Here is a 24671-nt window from a genome sequence, read left to right as displayed (position 1 = left end):
GATTGCCCTCCCCTTATCTTAAAATTTCCTGTTCTTTTGTTTTTTGCTTTTCTTCTGTTTTACTTTCATTTTGATAGGCTCTTATCTGATCTAAAATAGACGGCTTATCCTCTGATTTTTGTGTGTTTTCTTCTTTGATATGAAAATTGTCCTCCACATCATAGGTTGACTCAAAATAATCACTGTCCTTAAAGTCATTATCATATCTATCCGGAACACCGTCATTATCGAGGTCTTTTGCAAGTGGATCATAGAAGTTTCCTTCATCATCAATATCGAGTCCCGTTGCTGCTCTTAAATCTTCGGAATCAACATAAACTAAATCACTAAAAGAGGACATTTCTATTTCATTTTTCATATTCTTTAGAGCTTCATTTTCTCCCTTATTTTCGTAATCAAAGCTCTCTGTTTTGATTGGTGTGTCATCAATATACTGAGTCCATGTCTTATCCTCTAAATTCAGTTCATACTGAATACCATGCCTTTCATCGGGTGTATTGGTATAGGCGATGCCTATATGCTTCAAATCAGGGTACAAGGTATTAAATTCATCATAGCTATGATTTTCTTCGTACTCTCTATTACAGAAGTCAATGATTGCTCTTTTTACTTCTTCTATAAGCGGATTATCATTTCTCTTTTCTTCCACTTCTCCCATATCAAGGAGCTTATTTAACTCAGCAAGTCTTAACACCTTATTTTTTAGTTCATCTGCCTTTTCAAAAGGCTTTTTGAGTTCTTCTTTGGCATTTTCAAGCTGTTCTTTTGTGCTTGTAAGCTTCTCCTCCAGTCTTTTCAGTTTTTCAGGCATTTTCTCGAGGGCATTATCCAGTCTTATGATATTACCGTCTGCACTTGTGCCAAGCTCTCCTGAATGCTTTGCAGCACCATTTAAGCTGAAATTATGCTCATTGGTAAAGAAGTTATAACTGACCTCTAAATCCATATTTCTATACTTGCCTATCATCTTACTTTCATTGATTTTTATGGTCTTGATAGCTTCAAGTAGCTTTTCTCCTGCAATCTTTTTATCAAATATTCTCTCGTCTTTTATGGTAATCGAAGTAAACTTTTCCTCACCCTCTGCTTTAGGTTCTACATTTGCCATATCTTTCTTTACAGCTTCAATGAGTTTTTCCGTCCTTGTGATTTCTTCCGGATAGTTTTTTGCGACCTTATCCTCTAACCTGTAACGATTGGACTTGAAGTTTGCTTCCAGCATTTTAAGTTTTGTAACCTCATTATCCAGATCCATCTTTTCCTTGATTTTTGGATCACCTGTTGCAAGTGCTTTTATTTCAGCATAATTTAAACTGCTTTCGTCCACATCTTCCGCTACTCTGACAGGTGTTTTACTTGTCATAATTTGAGAAATGAATTTTTGCTTGTTCTCAATGGTCTGCCAAAGGTAGGCATCAAAGGTGTTCTCGGTAATGTAACGATAGATATTAACTTCTTTATTTTCATTTCCCTGACGGACAATTCTACCCGCACGCTGCTCCAAGTCGGCAGGACGCCAAGGGACATCGAGGTCATGAAGTGCAATCAGCTTGTTTTGCACATTCGTTCCGGCTCCCATCTTCTGAGTAGAACCAAGCAAAATCCTCACATCTCCTTTTCTTACCTTTGCAAAGAGTTCATCTTTTCGCTTATCAGTATTGGCTTCATGGATAAAGGCGATTTCTTCTTTCGGTATACCCATTGCTAAAAGTTTTTCTCTAATATCATCATAGATATTAAACTCCCCATCGCCTTTTGGTGTAGACATATCGGAAAATAGAAGCTGTGTTAACCTATCTTCTTTTGTCTTATCCCAAATGGCAAACACATTTTTCACGCATACATTGACCTTACTGTCAGGATTATCGGGTAGCAAAGGATTGATTAAACGCTGATCTAAGGCAAGTTTTTTACCGTCATTGGTAATCTTCAGCATATTATCTTCATCAGGTTCTACCACTCTATTTCTAACATCATCAGCTCTTTCGGATAGGCTCTTTAGAATTTCCTTTTGTTCCTCACTTGGCAAAGTCTTAATAACTTCATAATGCGCCTCAGGTGTTGGAAGATTAAGCATATCCGCTGTTTGAATATCTGCAACTTCCTTAAACATAGACATAAGCTCAGGTAGGTTGTAAAACTTTGAAAATCTTGTCTTAACTCTGTACCCTGTTCCCTCCGGAGATAATTCAAAGGCAGACTGTGTTTCACCAAAGGTAGATGCCCAGCTATCAAAATGCTCCAAATTATTTTTCTTTAGGCTTTCATACTGAAGATAACGCTGCATGGTATAAAGCTCTGTCATGGAATTTGATACAGGCGTTCCTGTGGCAAATACAATACCTTTTCCACCCGTCATTTCATCCATATATCTACACTTCATAAACATATCGGAGGACTTAAATGCTTCACTTTGACCGATACCTGCTACATTCCTCATTTTTGTGTATAGATAGAGATTTTTGTAATTGTGTGCTTCATCCACAAATAGCTTATCTACACCCAGTTCCTCGAAAGTAATAACATCGTCTTTCTTAAAATCATCATTTAATTTTTCAAGCCTTGTTTCCAACTTTTTCTTTGTCTTTTCAAGCTGTTTTACCGTAAAGTTCTGATTTCTGTCATGCTTATATTCCTCAACATAATTTATGATTTCATCAATCTGATCCTGAATATGCTTCTCTTGATATTCCTTACTCATCGGAATTTTTTCAAACTGCGTATGCCCGATTACTACCGCATCGTACTCTCCTGTGGCAATTCTTCCGATAAATCTCTTTCTGTTCTTCGGCTCAAAGTCTTTTTTATCTGCCACCATAATATTTGCCGATGGATATAACTGCATAAATTCTCTGCCTATTTGACCTGTTAGATGGTTCGGTACAACAAAGAGTGATTTACTGCACATTCCAAGCCTTTTACTTTCCATTGCGGAAGCCACCATTTCAAAGGTCTTTCCGCTACCAACCACATGGGCAAGAAGCGTATTTCCTCCATACAAACTTCTTGCAATAGCATTTCTCTGATGAGGTCTAAGCTCTATTTTAGTATTCATTCCCTCAAAGGATAGGTTACTGCCGTCATATTCACGATTTCTGATGGAGTTAAAACGCTCATTATATAGCTTTACAAGCCTGTTTCTTCTTTCCTGATCATTAAATATCCAGTTCTTAAATTCTTCCTTTATAAGCTCCTGTTTCTGTCCTGCAAGAAGCGTTTCCTTTTTATTTAATACAGAAGTTTTCGAGCCGTCCGGATTTACAATCTGGTCAAATACCTTTGTTTCTTTTAAGTTCAGTGCATCTTCAATCAGCTTATAGGCATTTACCCTTGAGGTGCCGTAGGTCATCTCTGCAAGGTCATTTCCTATGTCCCTGCTCTTTCCTTCTACATTCCATTCACTTGTCAGATTTGAAAATTTAACCTTAATATCCCATTTGGCATATCCCGGAGTTTTCAGCGTTTCAAAGATGAATTTTTCAATATCTTTTATCGGTATCCATGTTGCACCAAGTCTTACATTGATTTCACTTGCTTCAAGCTCCTTTGGCAAAACTTTTGTAAGCTCTGCCTTTTGGTATTCCAATCGGTTCATCTCATAGCTTATCAGCTCTTTTTCTTTTCCATCTTCCGCATAGCCAAGATGAGGTAGCTCTCTTTTCGTTTGTCTAAGTTTTGATAGATAACTGTCAACAATCGCAATCTTTTCTCTGATATTCCCTGATAGGTACTCATCTTTTGTTACATAGCCATATTTATATGAATTACTGTCATTTGCACAGGCAAAAGGTAAATCCCCATCCTCCAAGTTAAAGGATAACGGTCTGTAAAAGTTTTGTTCTTCTCTGATATTTAAGTAGATTTCTCCTCTAAGTTCTTCTATCAAAGTAGGTCTGTCTTTTCCTGTAAGACTTCCCATATAGTCAAAGTCCACATAACCTTTTTCAGACATAGATAACACAAGAGCTTCAAGGGAAGTGTCTACATGGTCGATTGTCTTTGCCTTTGTGATTGTTCTTTTTGAAAAAATATCTCCCTTTGCCTTAAAGTTTTCTTCTTCATCAAGGATTTCTATGGAGGAAACAAGTGGAAAATTACTATCTTCTTTTAAGACTCTGGTATTACTTAGGTTATTGACATACCCATGCTTTTTAGAAAAACTGTCATAGACTTCATTGAGCTTTTCTTGAGCTTTCTTTACCTCATCATCGGAATAGTCCTCTTTCTGCTTGTAGATAACATCTTTAAGGGCAGTATTCAGTTCAAGATAGTCCTTAATCTTTTCCTTATTCTTATCCGTTATCTCTTTCTTGACGAAAAGGGAGTTTTCTCTGTAATAGACTTCATCATCAATAACGGTATAGGAAAAGTTCTTAACATCATCCGTTGCAGGCATTGTGCTGATTTCATCATCAAGCAGTTCTATTTCCTCATACTTTGCGTTCTTTGATATTTCTGTGCCTGCTTTTGTAAGAAGTTCCTTTATGTCTGTATTTTCTTTCGGCAGGCAAGCTATTGTATTCCCAAATCTTCCAGATATTTCTTCCATAGAACCAAGCACCTGTTCAGGATGATCAACAAAGTATTTGTTATATAAAAGCCCGTTTTCATCTTCAGCAAGATGAATCCAGTCCTCATCTCTTTCTCTGATACTGTCTCTTTTCTTTAGGAATATAATATCTGAGGTTACTTCTGTTCCGGCTACGCCCTTAAAGGTATCATTTGGAAGTCTGATTGCCCCTAAAAACTCTGCTCTTGCTGCAATGTATCGTCTGACACTCTCGTCCTTTTTATCCATTGTGCCACTTGATGTAATAAAGGCGATAACACCACCATTTCTTACTTTATCAATGGACTTGGCAAAGAAATAATCGTGAATAAGGAAGTTATTTTTGTTATAATCCCTGTCATTTACCTTATATTCTCCAAAGGGAACATTACCGATAACTGCATCAAAAAAGTTATTGGAAAAGCTCGTTTCTTCAAACCCTTTAATCTGCACTTCACTTTCAGGGTATAAGAGTTTTCCAATACGACCGCTTACTGAGTCAAGTTCAACGCCATAAAACTTTGACTTACTCATTTCATCGGGAAGATTGCCGATAAAGTTTCCAACTCCCATACTTGGCTCTAAGATATTACCGCTCTTAAATCCCATACCTGCAAGTGTCTTATATACACTGTCAATCACTGTTTTCGGTGTGTAAAAAGCTGTTAGGGTAGACTCTCTTGCAGCTTCATATTCAGATGGTGATAAATTTTCCTTTAAGAAACTTCTTGCAACTTCCCATTGTCCCTCTTTACTTTCGTCAAATACATCAGCAAGTCCGCCCCAACCGACATACTTTGAAAGGACTTCCTGAGCGTTAATATCTAAATCTCTCTCACCTCTTTCAATTCTATTTAACATAGAGATTGCTTCAAGGTTGCTATTCAGTCTTTCGCTTGGAGATAACTTTTCAGGAAGTGTTTCTTCTGTGATTTTAAAGTTATGAGCCTCAGTTTTCTTTACTTCTACTCCCTCAATAGTCTTTTCATGTTTCGTATAGGTCAGATTTTCAAATAGCCTATCAAGGTCGCTTTCAAGACGATAAGGGATTACATCGGAGCCTGTTATCATACCACCAAGATATTCGGTATTGTCCTTAACCGTTACTGTCTTTAGATTATTTCCCATATCATCAAAGCGTGTGATGGTATAGTTTTTATCCTTATATTTAACTTCATCTCCAACAATAAAGTTAGGTCTTTCAAGACTTACCCGCTTTAATAAGTCCTCATTATCTTCAAAGACTACAATGGGGATTTGATGATTACCTTGTCTTACAGGATCAAGCCACAAGTCATTTCTTCCTGTGATTTCATTTTTAGAAATTTCTCTGACTTTGTATTCTTCATGATGAAAATAGACTGCATCACCTGCTTTAACTGCCAAATCATCTAAAGGGTTTTCCTCTTTTTCATTCAGCTCAACTTCTTCTCTATCCTTTAGGTAATCAAATAGTGTAGCCTGAACTGTGTCAACCCGTTTAACTTCTTCTGTTTCTTCAGGTGCTTCAAGTTCTTCTTCTACAAAGCTAAGTTCTCCATTAAAGACAGACTGAAGCTCCTGCTCATCCATCTGCTTTTTAAGTTCACTGTCTTTAAGCTCTCTAAAGGCCTTTGGGAAATCCTCTAAAATAAGCCTTTGGGCGTTTAGTTCCTTCAGCTCCTCAAGATTAAAATATCCCCATTCCGGCTCAATCCCAAGCACAAGTCCAAAGGCATCGCCGCTTTCCCTGTCATACTCCGTCATATACCAAGTCCAATTACTTCTAAACGGAATGATATATGCAGCATGAACCTCTTTATCCGCTAAAGCTACATCCTCCTGTGCGTAAAGCTCCGGCACTCTTTCAAGCATTTCATCTGTCATTAAGTTTTCAGGATCATCTTTGGAATAATATTGTGGTTCTTTTGCTTCTTCTATCTCTGAATTACCTTCTATTTTTTCCTCAAGATAAAGATTTTTAGAAAGCAGCTCATCAATATGCTTTGCCACACTTGACCAAGTAAGAAAAACATCACTGCAATCTTTCTTCTGTAATTTAAGTCCCTTAGCATCGTGCCATTCATCACTTCCCATTGCCCCTGAAACAGCATGAGAGCTTCCCCCGATGCCATACTCATCTTTTAGGAAATTAGTTTTTTCTTGAAGTGTATGGTTTTCTTTGAAGAATTTGGTGATTCGCTCTTTTCCCTTATCTATTCCGCTTCCTCTTGAAATTGCAGCAAAGACTTCATCTTCTGTAATAAATGGATTTGCTTTAGGAAGCTCTATCAGATTGGTACTATATTCCTTTCGTGGCAGCTCAAGTTCCTGTAATCTCTGATAAAGGCTATCTACCTTGTGGTAGTGAAATCTTAGTACATCTCTATTTTCTTTATATCCTGCTAAAAACCTGCTGTATTCTTTGATTGTTTCTTTCAGATACTCAGGATTTTTTAATGCCTCAGACAATTTTTTCGTTTCTTCCGGAAAGCCACCACCTCTTTCTATAAAATCAAAATATCCCTGTGCTTTTCCTTCTTCGCTTAAATCGTGATATAGATACCATAGGGATTCTGAAATTCTATCTCTTTCATAATCAAGGGATTCAGAAAGTTCTACATTTGTGGCAAACTCTCCGGTTTCCAAAAGCTCATTTATCCTACTTGCTGCATCATTCCAGCTTAAAATTTGCGTATCATCTTCTCTTGCTGAAGTCCCATAAGCTAAATGAATGCCTTTATCCGAATACCAGGAAGATACTTCTCTTTCATCAATGTAAAATCCGTTTCCGCCTCTAAATGTATCTTTGAGGTATTCTCCCAATTCTCCATTACTTTTTCCTTTAGAAAACTCTGCAATAACAGGAAGTCTACTTCCATCGTGATTTCCTCCGTTAATAAGGACAGCATCTATATCCTTCTGAGTTAATGGAATGGTAAGTCTCATCTGTCCGTAAGTATTTTCGGGTAAAGAAAAAGAAGCCTTATCAGCTTCTCTTATCTCTACCTCAGTATTATCTTTTAAATTTCCACTACTTCCTTGATCGTCATTTCCTTTAGAGCTGAAATCATCGCCCCATACTGCGGATTGTTCTCGTCCTCTATCTTCCAAGCTGCCATCAGTTTCGGTTTTTCTGTTCTCATAAAGTCCATCGCTTGTTTTTGAATATCCATCAGGTGTCCTGTCAGCTTCTTCTCCTTGTATAGATCTACTAGCATCTCGAAATGGCTCTGCTCCTCGCTCTCTGAAAGATAAGTGAGTCTCATCACTGCGTAAATCGGATTCGGGAATTCTTTCATGAAATCCGTCTGTTCCTCCAAGCTGTTTAGTGTATTCTCCCTGATTTTCTCTATTATCTCGTCCGTACTCTCCATTTCGGAGAACTCGCTCGTTTTCATTTCTTTTCTGATCATCTCGTCGAAGTACATTTTCTTCTACCTCCTCAATTTCTTCTCTAATCTTATTATATCCTGCTTCTTTACCTCTTAAAACTTCTTTGTCAAGCTCTTTACTTTTCTGAATGGTCGCATCAATGATATTTCCGCTAATATCCGATACGGTTTCACCAAGACTCATAAAAGATATGCTATCAAGTCTTTCAAAATTTTCTCTTAAAAGTTCACTATCCATAGGATAATCAAGCTGAAACCTTGAAGATACCGCATAGCTCACTGATTCTCTCACAAACTTTGTAAAAGATATTCTATTCTCATCGGCTATTCTAAGCTCGTTCATAAGACTGTCTATCTTTTCATCTCCGTAAAGCCTGCTTAAAGAAAAGATATTTTCTAAGGTGCTTTCACTTTCCTCATAGCCCTCATTTTTTATCATTTCCTTTAAGACATCCCTATGAGCTTCCTTATCAAATCTCCAAAGATTGACCTCATTGACATCCCTGTTTCTTGAAACCGTCTGGCTTATATCAAAGATATAGTCCACCTTCTTGTATGTGCCGTAGTCCTCCAAAATTGGGATACCCTTTTTACCTCTCATAACGGTACGGTTAAATCGTTCCCTCCAATAGTCGAACTTGGCACAGGCTGTCGCCTCAGGATTTCTATCATAGATACTAAGCTGACTTCTAAAGTCATATCTCTGATTGTTTCCGACAACCTTTAGTAGCTTCAGATATTCTGCTTCACTTTGAAGCACATCTTGTTTTACAAGCTCCAAAATGTTATGAAAATCATTTATTCGCATTTTTACCTCCTTCTTTTTTCCAAACAAAAAAGGTGGTTAGATTTTACTCTAATCACCTTTAAATTCTATGTGCTGCAACTTACTGCAACTTAATTTTTCTGTTTTGACTTACTAAAAATCCTTATTTTACTAGGTTTTATCTCCCATTCATACTGCATAAATCACGATTTTGCAACTTACTGCAACTTAAATCAAGCCCAAAAAGGAATATACTTCATATATCTCGGAGCTGTATTTTCATCAACTGGCTTAATAAGTTTGGCTTCTAATGTATCTTTAATTATCCTCGATGCTTTATATTTATCTTTATCACTTATATCAAATAATTCTCTGAGCGAATTATTCGTTATACTCTCTCCATTGACATAGACAAAGCAAGCCTGCATATAACAAGTTCTTATTCTATCTTCTTTACTAATCAAGTCAAAAGGAGCTTTCAAATAGAGAGTTACTTTTGTGAATTTATCACTTTGATTTTCGATTTTAGGAGCAAGCATAGAATTCTTACTTGTCGCATATACTATCTTATCAAAACCACTTCCTCTTTCTTCACAAATCCCACATTTGTGCATAAATCCTGCAAGATTTTCATTTCTTGAAATCGGAACTGTATCAACAATGCGGTCTATCGAAACCAATGGCGAACCTGCATTTGAAAATTCTATCCTATCTTTGAATAACTCAACCATAGGACTTGTCCCTTTTTGTTCAATAGCTTGATGAATCATGATATTGGCAATTAACTCACGAATGGCTATCTCCGGATAACCCAACTTGGTTTTTCTTATAGAGTCTTCAATTATCTCTTCCTGTGGAATGACAGTCAAAACATAATCTACAATTTTCTCATATGAAATAGCATAACCTTCACTGAATACTTTTTCCCGTATCGTGTCAAGTCTATTGTTCTCTTTATACCAAATTACTCTTATAGATTTATGAGCTAAACCCTCAAAATTCTTTAAATCTTTTGAAATAAGTAATGCTCCTAAATTAGTAATATCATAGCTTCCGGAATCATTTCTTTTTATAAACTTTTCATTAGTAAAATCATCCAATATTTTATTGTTATTTTGTGGTAATGCAAACCCCATCTTTTCATAATATCCCGCTACATTCAGTACATCTAACACCTCATGAAACGAAATATTATCTTTTGCATTTCTTAATTCAAACGGAGTTGTATCAAAAGCTGCCCATAGAGATCTCTCTTTATCAGGATATTCTTTCAACTTCTTCTTATTTGTTCCAATTCTAATATACTCTTCACCTGAAAACTTAATTGGCTGCTTTTCTGCACATGGAATTTCGAGTAATACTACATTTTTATCCTCAATTTCTGTTTTATAAAATCTGAAGTCTATTCTTGGATTTGTCATTCGAGATAACCATGCTTCAAGTTCTTCCGAACCTTTTTTACTCTCCCTATAATCAAATGTAGTTCCTACAATTTTATGTGTATTATCATCAATACCCCAGAGTAAATATGCTTTAGGTCTTCCCCATAAAGTTGCAGAATTACCCAAAGCAGAAATATACTCACCTATCATCTGAGGTTCATCGTTATTATGCTTAAATTCAACCCATTCTGTTTCACTTGGCAAAGAAATCAACTCTCTGATTAAATTTTTTATATAATCTTGATTTTTTATTGCCATCTTAATTCTCCTAACAATTACAAATAAATTGCTTATATTATAGCATTTTTAGAGGATTTTTTCCACTCTGAAATTAGTTACCTCTTACTTTGCGTATGTCAGAACAGCCTCTTTTAGCTCATTTTCAATCGCTTCTAAAAATTCTTCCTTTGAAGATTTTCCCTGAGCAATATCCGATAATTCCATTTCCCATTTTGCGGTTGTTTCTGCTGATTTAAAGGTATCGGATACTATTGTTACAAGGCTAATCCCTTTATGCGTGGCTACAAGATTTTTCTTATCCCTTTCTACAAAGCCCTTAAAGATTAGATTTTCAATAATTCCTGCCCTTGTTGCAGGTGTGCCAAGACCTTTTCTTTCCACTTCTACACCTTTTTCAAGTGCGTCATTTCCCGCAATCTCCATAGACTTTAGAAGCGTATCTTCTGTAAAGTGCTTGGGAGGTTGGGTAAATTTTTCTTTAATCTCTTTATTTTCAATGTTTAAAGCATCATCAACATTTACATTAGGAAGTTCTACATCTTCATTCTTCTTGGACTTATACTCTTTAAGATATTTTGTAAAACCCTCGTCTTTAATTACCTTTCCTGAACTTGTAAATTCAAAGCCGTCAAATTCAGCTACTATCTTCGTTATATTTTCAATGAGTGGATAGCCTACACTTGCGTGAAATTTATCGGATATAAGGAAATAAACTTTTGCTTCGCTTGGAGGAAGCTCCGAAACATCTTCCTTTAATGAACTGATTGTCGGAATAATCGCATGATGATCCGTAACCTTTTTAGAGTTAAATACCGTCTTAATACGCCCTGTGTCAAAGTCATTCTTACCCAAGATGTTATTGACCGTACTTACAATCATATCTTCCGTTAAACATCTGCTGTCTGTTCTTGGATAGGTGATGAGCTTTTTCTCATAAAGGCTTTGGGCATAATCAAGTGTCTGTTTAGCACTATATCCGAAATACTTATTGCACTCTCTTTGAAGTGTTGTAAGGTCAAAGGGTAAATCAGGTTTAGTAATCTTTTCTTTCTGAATGACATCGGTTATTTCAATCTTATCGCCTACTAAACTTATAAGCTGTTCAGCAGCAACTTCATCATCAATTCTGTCTGTGGAGAGTGTAAATCCATTCATAGAAAGCTCTACTGTGTAATATTTTTCTTTCTGATAATTTGCTATCTCATCATCTCTTTTTACAATCATGGCAAGGGTAGGTGTCTGCACTCTGCCAACACTGTAATTCTGCTGATACAGACAAGAGTAGAGCCTACTAATATTCATTCCGACTAACCAATCCGCAATAGCTCTTGCCTGTGCTGATTCAAAGAGATTATCATAGTCTTTTCCGTCTGTTAGGTTATCAAAACCCTCTTTAATGGCACTATCTTCCATTGAAGAAATCCAAAGGCGTTTCATCTTCTTTTTACAATTCACTTGATTATATACAAGTCTAAAAATACTTTCTCCCTCACGACCTGCATCGCACGCATTGATAACCGTATCAACCTCCTTATCATTCATCAGCTTTTTAAGGATGTTAAACTGCTTCTTGGTTGCCTTTGCTACTTCATACTTGTAGTCGCTCGGAATAATCGGTAAATCAGCCATATTCCACTTGGCGTACTTTTCATCATAAGCATCCGGATTTGCCATTTGAATTAGGTGTCCAACGCACCAGCTCACCCTATATCCGTTTCCTTCATAATATCCGTCTTTCTTTTTATTTGCTCCAATGACCTTTGCAATGGAGATTGCAACACTCGGCTTTTCTGCAATAACTAACTTCATCTGTGTTTTCCTCCTGTTATAAATCAAAATAGGGCGAAAGATGTTACTCTCCCGCCCTGCATTTGCACCAAATACTGTATTGTTTTTGATGCAGCATTACTGCTCATCTTCTGCTTCATCTGCATCATTTGTTTCTTCTTCACTTTCAGATTCAGAAAAGAAATCATCATCTTCCTCCTCTAAGGCTTCAAGTTCTTTATCTTCTTTCTTTTTCAAAACCTTAAAATAGTAGCCTGCTCCTAATGCACCACCTACTACAAGAAGCAAAATAATATAGGTTCCTAAATTACTCTTTTCGTCCTTCTTCTCAGGCTTTACTTCTTCCTTAACAGGTTCTTCTTTTACTACTTCCTGCTTTGGTGCTTCTTTTTTCTCTACCATGTTTAAGAGATCATCTTCAGATACTTCCGTAAGAAGCATTACATTCTCACTATCTTCATCATGATTGATGATTAAATGAAAGGTCTTACCGTTTTTAGTTTGAAAGGTAATAAACTGCCTTGCATCAGCGGAATATTGATCCGTTTCTTTGTTATCGCTGCTATCCCCATGATGAATCGGGTAATCTTTATTCGCATTATCCTTATTTTCCGTAACGGAAGCTCTTGCCTTTGACGGTGCAGAAGCTACTCCCTTATTGGTATTTACACTCTTACTTGTGTCATCCATAGCTGAATCTTGGCTGTTATTGTTAGCAGGCGTTTTAGCTGTCAGCTTATTAGGATAACGAATTTCCTTTTCTTTATCTTTTGATTGTTTAGTATTTTCATCTTTTGTAGTATTTCCAAAACTTGTCTTTGGTTCACTTCCCTTACCTGTATTTACAAGTGGCTGAGAATTTCCTGCACTTGTTTTTATAGTGCTATTTGGTGGAATTGGTGTAACAACATTAGATGATGCCGGAGCTTTATTCACTTCATTAGCCTTTTTTTCAAGATCTTTAATCTTTTCATTTAGCTTGTCCATTTCCTTTTTAATATCAGAAGATAAATCTTTGTTATCCTTTTCTTTTTTCAGTTTTTCTTTCAGACTTTCAATTTCATCTTCAAGAGCTTTGATTTTTTCCTTCTGCTTATCGCTTAACTTATCTTTATCCTTAATCTCACCATTTAGCTTATCAAGCTCCCATTTAAGTTCTTTTGCCTGCTTTTCCATCTTGGAAATATCCTCTTTGGAAAGCTCTGTCTGCGTTGACTTATCTTTCGTCTTTTTATCTTCCGTCCGAATGCTTTTGTCCTGCTGTGGCTTTTTTTCTTCCGTCTTAGTTTCTTTATCCTTAAGTTCAGCCTTTGCTACCTTTCGGATAATCTCATCTTTTCCATCTCCCTTTACCTCATAAAACAGAAACTCATCAATGAATTTCATATCATCTGGGAGCATTGGAAGATCTCCGCTATCAATAAGTTGTCCTTTCTCAGCCTTTATCTTTTCTTCCTTAAAGACCTTTTCATCTTCAAAGATATACCTTACATTTACTTCAACTTCCGTTTGAACAGCTTCGTTTTTTGTTGGAGCTTCAGATTTTTGCTCCTGTGCATAAACAACCGTCCAAAGACCTAAAATACAACTAATACTTACAATTACCGCAAGTGCTACCGTCCAAAACTTATTATTCTTTTTCAAACTGGTTTTCATTTGTTTTCTCCTTTTTTATTTCTGCTTTTTGTCTGTTTACCTTTGCCATCAAATCGCTGATTGTGATGTTATTCTTTCTGCAAATGGCAATGATCTCTTCATTTTCAAGCTCTTCTTCACGAATGAATAAAGGCTCCAATTCTTCATCAATCAGAGCCTTTTTATCATTTAACTTCTTTATTCTGTTTTTTACTGCTATCAGTTCCTTTTTCAAATTGTTACCTCCTATTTCTTTACATTTGGCGGAAAACCGAATCCTACGGGATGGTGCTTACAAAATGTTGCTATCCAATCATCTAAGGTAGTTACTCTTATTCGACCGATGTTATCAATCACTTTTCCATCTCCAATGTAAATACCTACATGACCATAGGTAAGCCCTGCACTGCTTCCGCTACTGCTGCTTTCGACTGCCACAAGCATTCCGACCTTTAGCTTTGACCTGTCTGATGTAAAGGTATAGTTTCGGTACATATCACAGGCATTCCCACCTATATATCCAAGTCCTGCATTTTGATAGACCTGTGATACCCACATGGCACACCATCCTGCACCCGGAGATGGCGTAATGTATGCAGCATTAACAATCTTCTTTTGTACTTCCGTAGATGCCTCATACTCTTTTCCACCGCCGATACCTCCATTTGCACTGATAAGGTCAGAATTACCAAAGGCTTCTCTCATATTGCCTTGTGCAAGGAACAAGGCTTCATAATGCTTTAGATTATCGGGATAGTTTGCAAAGAACTTTCGGATAATGCTGTCCATCTCTTTTTTATGAAGCGTTACGATGAGTTTTTTATACTCATAAGGTTCTTCGTGGCTTTCTGTATATTCATTACCATCTTCATCGGTATAGTTTTCTGTAACTGTCCTGTATCTGATTTCAATTTCTTCCCTATACTCAAGGTCATACATGGACTCAAATAATTCTTTTAATATGGATTCTACTTCCGATACACTCTTTACCTCTCCGCACCTTGATGTAATGTAGGATAAAAGCTCATGGACATTATGACCGATGTATTCTGTATTATTTAAGATATATTCATCATATCCGGGATAATTTTCTTTCACATGGTCAACTTCACTTTGAAGCTCACCCTCCATATCTGAAAATTTCTGATTGATTTCACTTAGGACATTTGGCTTTGATAAATAGCTTGTTGTAAGCACAGAGCTTGTAGAGTTCATAAAGCCTGTCATTCCCGTTCCTGCAAAGTTAATCACAAAAGTCCCTAAGATAATGATACCTATGAAAATAAGCATTAGTCCTTTTGCTTTTCGGATAATCATATCCTTTGAGCTTTTCAGTGTTCCGATAAGTCCCTCTTTAATTCGATCTCTAAGCCTTGACTTATTCTCACGAGAAATTGCTGCCTTTACCTGATTTTTCTTTTGAAATCTTTTATATGCACTTGCTCTTTTATACTCATCCGTCTTTTTCAGTTCCTTTTTGGCATCACGAAATTCCAACTTTGACTTACGCTTTCTGATTTTATAGTCCTTATTTGTAAGGTCATAGCCTCTTTTAGCTCTTTTCTTATCAGAATACTTCTTTATGTCATGAATGAGCTTGGAGCTTGTATCTGCTGTCTTTTCTCCTGCTTCCACTCCTTGATTTTCATCACTTCCATGAGAAAGGTAATCTCTTACAGTTTTACTTCCTTTGGCAAGTCCAGAAAGTGCAGATACTTTTACCATATCTTTCTTTAGCTTTTTCTTCTGCTCTTTATAAATACTGCTATGAACTTTTTTGCTTGCAGTATCTTTTCCAGTCTTTTTATCATCAGGCTTATTCTCCTTTAACACATCATCCTTTTTCCTTGTATAAAGGCTTTCAGTATAGTTTTTTCTCTTATAATTTTTCTTTTGAGCTTTTTGGCTTTTTGAGAAACTATTTGTATTTTCTGCTTTATGATGAAGATTATCCTCCACATCATAGGTCGATTCAAAATAGTTGCTGTCTCTAAAGTCATTATCGTATTTGTCTATAATCCCGTCATTATCAAGGTCTTTTCCTAAAGGATCATAGATTTTTCCATCCTTAACCTCCGTAATATAATCTGATCTTCCCGTTTCAATTGCGGAATTTACGTCTCCCTTATCTGAAGCTCTATATTTTTCGTTTCTCTTGGATGTTCCATAAGACTTTTCATTATCAGCACTTACCTTACTTGTTTTTTCATGCACTTTATCCTGAAACCGTTCTTTCTCATGAACGATTTTTCCTCTGTAATCATCGTTATCCTTTAGCTTACTTTCTTCAGGTATCGTATATGTTTTACTATGAAACATCTCTCTTTCAAGGCTTGCCTTATGCCTTTCCTTAAAATCCTTTTTCAGTTTCTTTCCCATAGGCTACCTCACCTCTTCCGGCTTGGTAGTCATCTTCTGATAAAGGATTGTATCTTTCGGAAACTTATCAAGAAAAGGCACAATGGTATTTCCAAAGAACAGTAGTCCCTCACCCTCATTAGAGTTAGTTACATACCTAAGCTGAGGAAGTGAGATTTTAAGTTTTCTTGCAAGTATCTCTCTATCCCCCGAAGCCTGATTTAACATTAAGACAAAGTCCGTATTATCAAAGATATTTTCTATCTCCTTACTCATAAGTAGGTCTTTGACATTTTGCGTAATACCTGTTGGAATACCTCCCCATTTTCTAAAACGCTTCCAAATCTCAACCGAATACGATGCTGTCTGCTCATCTTTTAAAAGTAAATGAAACTCGTCGATATAGTACCTTGTAGACTTGTTTCCTCTGTTTTGTGACACCTTATTCCACACCTGATCCTGAATAACAAGCATACCTATTTTCTTTAATTGACTTCCAAGCTCCTTAATATCAAAACAAAGGAGCTTCTTATTTAAATCCACATTTGACCTGTGATTAAAGACATTAAGAGAACCTGATACATAGATTTCCATCTCTGTTGCCAGCTTCTTACCGACCTTTTCTTCCTGCCCTTTTAACATATCGTATAGGTCTTGAAGTATCGGCATATTGTCAGGAGTAGGATGTTCAAAATACTTTTCATAGATTTTAGGAAGGCACCTATCTATAACAGACTTTTCTTCTGCCGTAAGACCACTACCACCTACTACAAGCTCAAGCATACTCATGATAAAGTTTGCCTTGTCTTTCAGCGGTGCATCCCCATCACCGTAGTTCATGTTTATATCAAGGGGATTCAGGTAATCCTTTGACTTACTGCTGACCTTAATGACTTCTCCCTTAAACTGCCTTACGAGGTTTCCATACTCTCCTTCCGGATCGCAGATAATCACATCATCATCTGTTACTAAAATCGCATTTGCCATTTCTCTTTTGGCACTAAAGGATTTACCGCTGCCCGGAGTTCCGAGGATTAGACCGTTTGGGTTCTTTAATTTCTTTCTATCTGCCATAATCAGGTTATGGCTTAGGGCATTTAGTCCGTAGTAAAGACTATTACTTGAATTGATAAAAAGCTCCTCTGTGGTAAATGGCATAAATACTGCAGTTGATGAGCTTGTCAGTCCTCTATCTATTTCAATCTTATTTACACCAAGAGGCAGCACGCTCACTAAACCTTGTTCCTGAGAATGGTCAAGTCTTTTCAGCTTACAGTTATGCTTATTTGCAATGGAGCTTATTTGAGCAATTGTGTTATCGAGCTTTTGCACTGTCCTTGCAAAGTTCATAAAGACAATACTTACCACAAACATTCTCTCATCTCTTGTCTGTAAGTCTTTTAATAGGCTCTTTACATCCTCACCATAGGTAATTAAGTCCGATGGAAGAATGTCCATATCATAACCGCTTCTTACCGCCTTCTTATTTTCCTCAATCTTCATCTTATCAATATCAGTGTTTTTTCGTTTTACCATCTTAATGGCTTCTGACTGATCAATTGCCTTAATATGAAAAGAGATATTGATGTTATCATCAATATCCAAAAACTCAGATAGCATACGGTCAGATAGCTCACTTGCAAGGATTTGAAAGTGGCTGACTGCACCGATAAATTTTCCAAACTTAAAATATCTGCTTGGCATAAAGTTAAATTCATCAGGAGCAATATATGTCTTGGTGCTTTCTCTTTTCTTTAAGTCCTTATAGGAAAACTCAAAGGTCTTATTCGGATTTAATATATCGTGAAGTATCTTTAGCCTTTCTTCTCCTGTAAGACTTTCAGCACGAACCCCCATACTTTTGAGATTAGACAATATATCTATCTCCAGTCTTTCAAGTTTTGATGTAGCCTGCTCTAAATTGTCTGCTTCTACTGTAAAGGTTATATATTTTGATTTTTTAAGTCCGTTATTTCCCTTTACAATCTGACTTTTAAGCATCTCTCTAAATTCAAAGCGTATATCGTCGAAACCGTCCTTTTTATCCGGTATCTGAATTGCCGACTTCATTTCTTCGTTTCGTCCGAGCTGATTGATATATGAAAACTCAATGCTGATACTTGGATCAAAAGAGTTTAGGAAGTTTGCAAACTGATTAAAAATCAAGTCCCTATCTTCATCTAAGGCAAGCTGATAGTTGATGTCCTGAAAGGCTATACTTTTACTGAAGTGCTTTTCATCAAGCTGGCATATTCCGCTTTTTAAAAGCCTTAGATAGGGAATGGTATCTTCTACCGTATATCTTTTCGGTTCTTTCTTAAAGATAAGGTCAAGGATTCCTCCCTTATCTTTTTTTGACTTGCAATTACTTTTCTTTAAGTCCCGCTTTTGACTTCTCAATGCCTTTTCGTTTTGTATGAGTTTTATTTGCTGAATTTTTCTTTTCTTGTTCAAGGTAAACCTCCTTTCTCACTCTCTTTTGCGGTTGATAAAACTTATGAAGATAAATGTTCTTAAAGTATTTCTCAAATGTCAGTCCGTCCTTTTCAAATAGTGTGATGAAAAAGATAGGAAGCGTGGATACGATAAGGAATATGACAGCTATGTCATTTAGCACAAACTTCCTCATAAATAAATAGACTGGTATTCCAACCAGTCCTGCAATGGTAAATCCTATGAGCTGCCTTTTTGTAAGGTTAAAGGCTACCTTTGTCTTTACCTTCTTTAAGTCCTTGGGTATTGGTACATACGCCATAACTTACCTCCCATCTTCTTTGTCCTTTGACAGCTCCTCAAAGTGTTCATATACAGATCCGATTTCATCCTGAATAATTGCAAGTTGTTCATCTGTATTCTTGTTATATCTTTGCTGCATTAAGCAAAAATCATTATGGCAGCAACCAATGTCCTCTGTTTTTTCTTTCAATTCTTCTACCTTGTTATGAAGTCTGATTCTATCAATTACCGCCATAACGCCTGCTCCGATTACTACTGCTGTAAATACTGTTTTTCTTTTATTCATACTATCTTTCCTTTCTTTTTTAGTGTGCATTTAATACGCTTTTGGCCAGTGTTCCGCTCTTTAGCATCATTAACCCCAGCAAAACCGCATAGCCAAGTATCGTCATTGTACTTGTGTGTATATCTGTTATCTTAATCGTCTTAACTAAAACTGCGTAAATTCCAAGACAAACCATTAAAAAGAGTCCTTGTAATCCAAGTGCAAATAGTCCTTTGATGTAGTTTGTTCCAATCTGTCCCCACTCCTTGTTTCCCATTGTGGCAAAAGGAATAGCTGAAACCGATGAGTAAACATAAATCTCAAACATTCTTCCGTAAACTACAAGCATAATCACAACGGATATTACCTGTATAGCAACCTTGATGAGTGAGGTTTCAAAGAGAATCATGACAAGCTCTCCAAGCCCCTTTTCTTTTAGGGTATCCATCATTGCCACTATCTGATCTCCGGAAACGGCGGCAGAGGTATTTATCACCCCTGCCGCCTTATTTACCATGTGCTGTGCCACATCAAAAACTGCCATTGAAAACTCAAAGGCATGGGATACTAACCATACAGCAATCCACATCTTGATGATGTACTTGAAAAATTCAAAGGTATCTGTATCGTGCATATTGTTCTTTTGCATTACCATATTGATAAGCTCGATACAAAGAACTGCTGTGATGATTAGTCCCGCTATTGGAATGATAACGGAATCGTTAATGCTTTTTATAAAGGCAAATACATCTCCGTTCCACCCCATAGGCGTTTTACCTACATCTGTTGCAACTGCACCAACTTTATCGTTGATGTCAAGAAACATGGACTCTAAGTTTGCTTGAATACCGCCCAATAGAAGTTCCTTAAAGAATTCTTCTATCTTGTCAAATATTCCAAACATCTAAGCTCTCCTTTTCTTCTTAATTGAGTACATTGGCAAGTAGTGGAATGAGCTTAAGTCCGATAAGAACGATCCCTCCTCCAGCCATAAGCTGCTTAATACCTTGGCTCTTAGCACCGGGATTGTCATTACCATATCCTTCCATCAAGTTGATAACGCCCCATGCTCCAAGTCCTGCACCTACTGCCATAACCAAAATCTTTAATACATTAACTGCCTGTGTAAAAAATGCCATAAGTTATTCCTCCTCGTTTTCTTCTTTCTTTTCAATCTTGTTATATGACTTCACTACAAAGTTTTTGTAAGTCTTTCCCTCTTTTTCACGCTTCTTAAAGTAACCAAAGATATGAATTAAATCGCCCTTTTCAAACTCCTTTGCTTTCTCAGCTTTTTCTCCATAGGCTGCACAGTTAATATACTCCTTGCCTTTACCGTACTTTTTTACAAGCGTGAAGTTTGCAATTTCTACCGTTTCTCCGTCTTTTTCAAAGTTTGAGAAAGTAGGTTCCGCCACTAAGTTGGCGTTGATGTTAATCATTTCTTGTTTCATCTTTTTAAATTTCTCCTTTTCATTTCAATAAAAAAAGCGACCAGAAGTATTACTTTTCCAATCGCTGATGCTCTTACTATTTAGTTTTTTCTTAGTGGGACTTCTGATCCTTATCATCTTGCCTCCTGATTTTGAATAAAAAAACAGCAAATCTTTTTAAGACTTACTGCATTCTTGTTATAACCGTTTCTCTATTTAATTTTGCTTTTCCTTTTCGCTTCATATAGCTTTCTATGTCAAACAAATTCTTCTTATCATAGTCCTCAAGTAATCTATAGTTCTTATGCTTTGTAATATCGTATTTATCTGAAAGAAAAGGTCTGACACCTCTAAGCTGAAAGATACATTTACTACCGTCCATTACAGTAATCTCATCTTGACTCATCAGTTCTTTGCCTGTCTTTTGGTAATTAAGTCCAAAGCTCTTTTGATTTGACCTTGTTTCCGATGTGTTATATAAATCTATCGTTTCTTTTCCCAGTGTTTCAGACAATTCTTTTAGTGTCGTTTTCTCCTTGCCACCAAGAAACAAGGTACTATCACAGTTACCTACGATTGTATCGGCATTATCCTTATAGATTGCCTTTAACTGAGATTGTGCTTGAAGTATGATACTTGCTGATATTTCTCTGGAACGGATTGTTGCTATAAGTTTCTCAAACTTTGGAATTAAGCCGATGTTTGCAAATTCATCAAGCAAGCATCTCACATGGACAGGTAATCGTCCGCCATATACATCATCTGCCTTATCACATAAGAGATTAAAAAGTTGTGAGTACATAATGGAAACTACAAAGTTAAAAGTATCGTCTGTATCAGAGATGATAACAAATAGTGCTGTCTTTCTATCTCCGAGGGTATCAAGCTCAAGTTCATCTTCTTTCATTAAGTCCCTAAGCTCTTGAATATCAAACGGAGCAAGCCTTGCACCACATGAAATAAGAATAGACTTTGCTGTTTTTCCGGCAGCCAATTTGTACTTTTTATATTGCTTCACTGCAAAATGTGCAGGCTCTTTCTTTTCAAGTGCTTCAAAGAGTCTATCTATCGGATTCATATAGGTTTCATCATCTTCTCTAACTTCTGAAGCATCTATCATATCGAGAAGTGTTGCAAAGTTCTTTTCTTCTCTTGGAGCTTCATAGAAGATGTAGCCGATAAGGGCTGTATAGTAGAGCTTTTCAGCTTTGACCCAAAAATCTTCACCTGATTTTTCTCCCTCTCCCTTGGTGTTTGCGATGATTGTCTGTACTAATTTGAGTATATCTTTTTCACTTCTGAGATAAGCAAAGGGATTGTATTTCATAGACTTTTTGAAGTTAATAGTATTTAGGATTTTTATCTCATATCCGTTATCTTCAAGCATCTTACCGCACTCAAGGACTATAGTTCCTTTAGGATCGGTTACACAATATGACGAGTGCATCTGCATAAGATTCGGTTTTACATAAAATCTCGTTTTCCCACTTCCTGATCCACCGATGACAAGAGCATTCTTATTTCTTGCATACTTAGGATTAGCCGGTCTGCCATTCATAGTTAATCGTTCTGTTTGCGTAAGCAGGATATTGTTTTGAAACTTTTCATCCATGTATGGCTCTATATCTTTTTTTGTTCCCCATCTTGCTGAGCCATACTCTTTACCCTGTCTAAACTTTTTAGCATTTTTCCCTTTGGTATATACGATGATTTTGATTAAAACTGCTACTACCACGCCCATTATAATATCCGTAGGATGAAGGCTTGGAAGAAAGCTCATCGTATTAATCTCTAATACCCCTTGAAAAATTTTGTCAATAATATCGCCACCTATATAGGCTCTTACATGATGTGAAAAGATATTACCTATATAGAAAAATGCAAGATAGGGAATGTTTTGCTTTAGAAACTTTACCTTATCTTGCACCTTAAATAAGCCTTTGATGTCCTTTAATATTTTATCTATCATAGGCTCTGCTCCTTTTGTTTATTCTTGATTTTATCTTTGGAAACAGAGTTTTTAGCCATCTCCTTAAACTTCTCAATATTCTTATGAATGGACTCCTTCCTTTCCGTTTTCTTTTCTGATTCTGAAAGGGCATGCTTAAATGCTTTGTCCATAACCTTCATATCTTTAGCTTGAAAGAATACTGAGTATTTCCCACTTTCCTTATCTTTCATGACTGAAAACTTTACCCCATACCGATTAAGTTCCTTTTTGAGTTCCTTAAGTTCTGCTTCTTCAACTGGAATTTCTTCAAGCTGCCCCTTTTTAACCATATCTTTTAGCTTTACTTCATTTCCGTTAGTATTAACCAGCTTTTCAAGTCCTCCAAGTTTTTCTGCTTCTTTCATCAATTTCTTTAATAAGTTCAGAATTAGCTTTCCTGTTACTTTAGCAGCTCTAACTTCCATATTCAGTGTTTTTCTTGCTATTTCTTCATTGATCAACTTCTCTCACCTCCATTCAGCAGTCTGTCCTTATTCCGATTCAGTTTGTCCTTTTGAATAACCTTTCTAAAATCTTTTCCTACAACCATAACAGGAATACACATCTCTATGATTCTTGAGTAGATTCTTTGATACTCTACGCTATCCTTACAATTTTGGATTGTGTCGTAGGAAAGATTAGTAGTGAAGATAGTCGGTTTCTGTTTTAAGTACCTGTTATTCACGATGTTATATACCTGTTCTTTGGCATAGCTTGTATCTCTTTCTATTCCCAAGTCATCTAAAATCAGAACGGAAGTATTTACAAGGGATTCAATATATGCGTTCTTATCAAAATCAAAACCTCCCTTTTGCAGCTCATTGATAATCTGTGCAAAATTTCTTATTTTAACGCCTATTTGATACTGTTCAATAAGGCTATTTGCAATGGAGCAGGCAAGATAGGTCTTTCCGCTACCTACTGAGCCATAAAAAAGAAGTCCGATATTTTCTTTTTTCATTTCCTCATAGTCTTTTACAAAGTTCTTTGCAATGATAAGGCTTTGATTTTCTTCTCCCTGATAATTTTCAAATGTGTATGACCACTGAATAATCGAGTTAAAGCAGCTACTCTTTAATCGTTCAATCTCCATCTGCTTTTGTCTTTCTTTTTCTCTTTCCTCTCTATCTCTGTCGCATTTGCAAGAAATCTTAAATATCATCTTGTTATCAAAGAACTCCATCACTTTTCCGTCTTTTCTTTCATGGCAAACTTTACAAAATGCGTGTCCATCCTTGATATATTCTTTTTCAGGATCGTAAGAATACTCTACATCTTCTATCATTACTTTTTCTAATTCTTTCATCATAGGTGTTCTCCTTTATCATATTCTTCCCATGTCGGGATATTTGATGTTTTCACTTCTTTTCCTCTCCCCTGATCTTTATAAAACCAAGAAAGGATTGTCGCTTTATGGTCCTTATAGGTCTTTCCGGTGCTTTTGATATATGCAGATAATCTCTCAATGTAATTATCAAGCTGTGAGTTCATTATGATTTGTAAATCGGATATATCTTCTGCCGTTAAAAATACATTTTGAAATGTTCCAAGCCCGTTTTCACCAAAACTATATTCTCTCTTATTATACTTACTCTTATTATTCTCTATATAGTTAGAGTCAAGATTTTGAACTTCCTGAAGTTCATTTTCTTTACTTCTGAGGTTAAAATCTTTTACTTCTGAAGTTAAGTTTTTTGACTTCTGAAAGTCATTTTCTTTTACCGCTAATATGCTCATAAAGTCTTTAACATATATGACATTCGGCTTACCAAGCCCAAGCCTTACTCTTTCAATCAGTCCGATTCCTTTTTTCATATCGAGTTCATCTAATGTTTTTATAGCTGTCGGCTTTGAGATATTTCTTCTTCTCATAATTTCTTCAACAGTAAAATAGATAAATACTCTGCCTTCCTTGTCTATCCAGTTATTCTTAAAAGACATTCCTGTGCGTTTCAGAAGCATGGAATAAAGGATAATTGCTTCTGCTGATAAGCCCCGAAATTCTTCTCCATCAACTAATATCTCCGGTACTTTTAAGAAGTTAAATCTTTCCGCTTCTCTGTTATAGAAATAGTCAAAGTCCATCGCTTCACCT

General features: G+C 36.3%; 16 protein-coding genes. All 16 read right to left on the bottom strand.

Features of this window, described 5'->3' with window-relative positions:
- Positions 1-13: 13 nt before the first annotated feature.
- Positions 14-8731, bottom strand: coding sequence for a helicase-related protein (locus PCY07_RS04910; RefSeq protein WP_301356061.1), 8718 nt, complete (start codon positions 8729-8731; stop codon positions 14-16).
- 191 nt (positions 8732-8922) lie between these two features.
- The gene (locus tag PCY07_RS04905; RefSeq protein WP_000985639.1) at positions 8923-10389 is read right to left on the bottom strand and encodes an RNA-binding domain-containing protein; all 1467 of its coding nucleotides are present in this window, start codon (positions 10387-10389) and stop codon (positions 8923-8925) included.
- Between the two features lie 84 nt (positions 10390-10473).
- Positions 10474-12180, bottom strand: a complete 1707-nt coding sequence (locus PCY07_RS04900; RefSeq protein WP_301356063.1) for a DNA topoisomerase 3 — start codon at positions 12178-12180, stop codon at positions 10474-10476.
- A 96-nt stretch (positions 12181-12276) separates the two neighbouring features.
- Positions 12277-13815, bottom strand: coding sequence for a CD1107 family mobile element protein (locus PCY07_RS04895; RefSeq protein ID WP_301356065.1), 1539 nt, complete (start codon positions 13813-13815; stop codon positions 12277-12279).
- On the bottom strand, positions 13790-14029 hold the full coding sequence (locus PCY07_RS04890) for a conjugal transfer protein (protein ID WP_187327789.1): 240 nt from the start codon (positions 14027-14029) through the stop codon (positions 13790-13792). The genes PCY07_RS04895 and PCY07_RS04890 overlap by 26 nt, the downstream gene beginning before the upstream one ends.
- An 11-nt stretch (positions 14030-14040) precedes the next feature.
- Positions 14041-16173: a CHAP domain-containing protein gene (locus PCY07_RS04885; protein WP_301356068.1), complete on the bottom strand. Its 2133-nt coding sequence runs from the start codon at positions 16171-16173 to the stop codon at positions 14041-14043.
- A gap of 3 nt (positions 16174-16176) precedes the next feature.
- Positions 16177-18606: a VirB4-like conjugal transfer ATPase, CD1110 family gene (locus PCY07_RS04880; protein ID WP_301356069.1), complete on the bottom strand. Its 2430-nt coding sequence runs from the start codon at positions 18604-18606 to the stop codon at positions 16177-16179.
- Positions 18518-18907 (bottom strand): PrgI family protein, encoded by a 390-nt coding sequence (locus tag PCY07_RS04875; RefSeq protein WP_301356071.1) that lies wholly within the window; start codon positions 18905-18907, stop codon positions 18518-18520. Before PCY07_RS04875 ends, PCY07_RS04880 begins: the two co-directional genes overlap by 89 nt.
- Positions 18908-18910: 3 nt before the next feature.
- Entirely contained in the window at positions 18911-19174 is a 264-nt protein-coding gene (locus PCY07_RS04870; protein ID WP_301356072.1) for a conjugal transfer protein, read from the bottom strand.
- Positions 19175-19193: 19 nt separating this feature from the next.
- Complete coding sequence (locus PCY07_RS04865) at positions 19194-20057, bottom strand: VirB6/TrbL-like conjugal transfer protein, CD1112 family (protein WP_301356073.1); 864 nt, start codon at positions 20055-20057, stop codon at positions 19194-19196.
- A gap of 19 nt (positions 20058-20076) precedes the next feature.
- Positions 20077-20292 (bottom strand): Maff2 family mobile element protein, encoded by a 216-nt coding sequence (locus tag PCY07_RS04860; RefSeq protein ID WP_000863833.1) that lies wholly within the window; start codon positions 20290-20292, stop codon positions 20077-20079.
- A gap of 3 nt (positions 20293-20295) precedes the next feature.
- Entirely contained in the window at positions 20296-20607 is a 312-nt protein-coding gene (locus PCY07_RS04855) for a single-stranded DNA-binding protein (RefSeq protein WP_301356074.1), read from the bottom strand.
- 163 nt (positions 20608-20770) lie between these two features.
- Entirely contained in the window at positions 20771-22555 is a 1785-nt protein-coding gene (locus tag PCY07_RS04850) for a VirD4-like conjugal transfer protein, CD1115 family (RefSeq protein WP_301356075.1), read from the bottom strand.
- Positions 22552-23037 (bottom strand): PcfB family protein, encoded by a 486-nt coding sequence (locus PCY07_RS04845; protein ID WP_004832485.1) that lies wholly within the window; start codon positions 23035-23037, stop codon positions 22552-22554. Before PCY07_RS04845 ends, PCY07_RS04850 begins: the two co-directional genes overlap by 4 nt.
- Positions 23034-23885 carry an ATP-binding protein gene (locus PCY07_RS04840; RefSeq protein ID WP_301356076.1) on the bottom strand — a complete coding sequence of 284 codons (852 nt, stop codon included), beginning with the start codon at positions 23883-23885 and terminating at the stop codon, positions 23034-23036. The genes PCY07_RS04845 and PCY07_RS04840 overlap by 4 nt, the downstream gene beginning before the upstream one ends.
- Complete coding sequence (locus PCY07_RS04835) at positions 23882-24661, bottom strand: replication initiator protein A (RefSeq protein ID WP_301356077.1); 780 nt, start codon at positions 24659-24661, stop codon at positions 23882-23884. Before PCY07_RS04835 ends, PCY07_RS04840 begins: the two co-directional genes overlap by 4 nt.
- Positions 24662-24671: the final 10 nt, after the last annotated feature.

This window comes from Streptococcus sp. SP1 (assembly GCF_030440005.1).
Taxonomy (GTDB): Bacteria; Bacillota; Bacilli; order Lactobacillales; family Streptococcaceae; genus Streptococcus; species Streptococcus parasanguinis.
This window is presented reverse-complemented; position numbering and strand designations above follow the sequence as displayed.

What these genes read in the sequence shown, in the direction of transcription:
- PCY07_RS04850 (WP_301356075.1), bottom strand. Translation starts at nt 22,555, where the DNA reads ATGATAGATAAAATATTAAAGGACATCAAAGGCTTATTTAAGGTGCAA.
- PCY07_RS04905 (WP_000985639.1), bottom strand. Translation starts at nt 10,389, where the DNA reads ATGGCAATAAAAAATCAAGATTATATAAAAAATTTAATCAGAGAGTTG.
- PCY07_RS04870 (WP_301356072.1), bottom strand. Translation starts at nt 19,174, where the DNA reads ATGAATAAAAGAAAAACAGTATTTACAGCAGTAGTAATCGGAGCAGGC.
- PCY07_RS04900 (WP_301356063.1), bottom strand. Translation starts at nt 12,180, where the DNA reads ATGAAGTTAGTTATTGCAGAAAAGCCGAGTGTTGCAATCTCCATTGCA.
- PCY07_RS04895 (WP_301356065.1), bottom strand. Translation starts at nt 13,815, where the DNA reads ATGAAAACCAGTTTGAAAAAGAATAATAAGTTTTGGACGGTAGCACTT.
- PCY07_RS04875 (WP_301356071.1), bottom strand. Translation starts at nt 18,907, where the DNA reads ATGGCGTATGTACCAATACCCAAGGACTTAAAGAAGGTAAAGACAAAG.
- PCY07_RS04855 (WP_301356074.1), bottom strand. Translation starts at nt 20,607, where the DNA reads ATGAAACAAGAAATGATTAACATCAACGCCAACTTAGTGGCGGAACCT.
- PCY07_RS04885 (WP_301356068.1), bottom strand. Translation starts at nt 16,173, where the DNA reads ATGGGAAAGAAACTGAAAAAGGATTTTAAGGAAAGGCATAAGGCAAGC.
- PCY07_RS04860 (WP_000863833.1), bottom strand. Translation starts at nt 20,292, where the DNA reads ATGGCATTTTTTACACAGGCAGTTAATGTATTAAAGATTTTGGTTATG.
- PCY07_RS04835 (WP_301356077.1), bottom strand. Translation starts at nt 24,661, where the DNA reads ATGGACTTTGACTATTTCTATAACAGAGAAGCGGAAAGATTTAACTTC.
- PCY07_RS04865 (WP_301356073.1), bottom strand. Translation starts at nt 20,057, where the DNA reads ATGTTTGGAATATTTGACAAGATAGAAGAATTCTTTAAGGAACTTCTA.
- PCY07_RS04910 (WP_301356061.1), bottom strand. Translation starts at nt 8,731, where the DNA reads ATGCGAATAAATGATTTTCATAACATTTTGGAGCTTGTAAAACAAGAT.
- PCY07_RS04840 (WP_301356076.1), bottom strand. Translation starts at nt 23,885, where the DNA reads ATGATGAAAGAATTAGAAAAAGTAATGATAGAAGATGTAGAGTATTCT.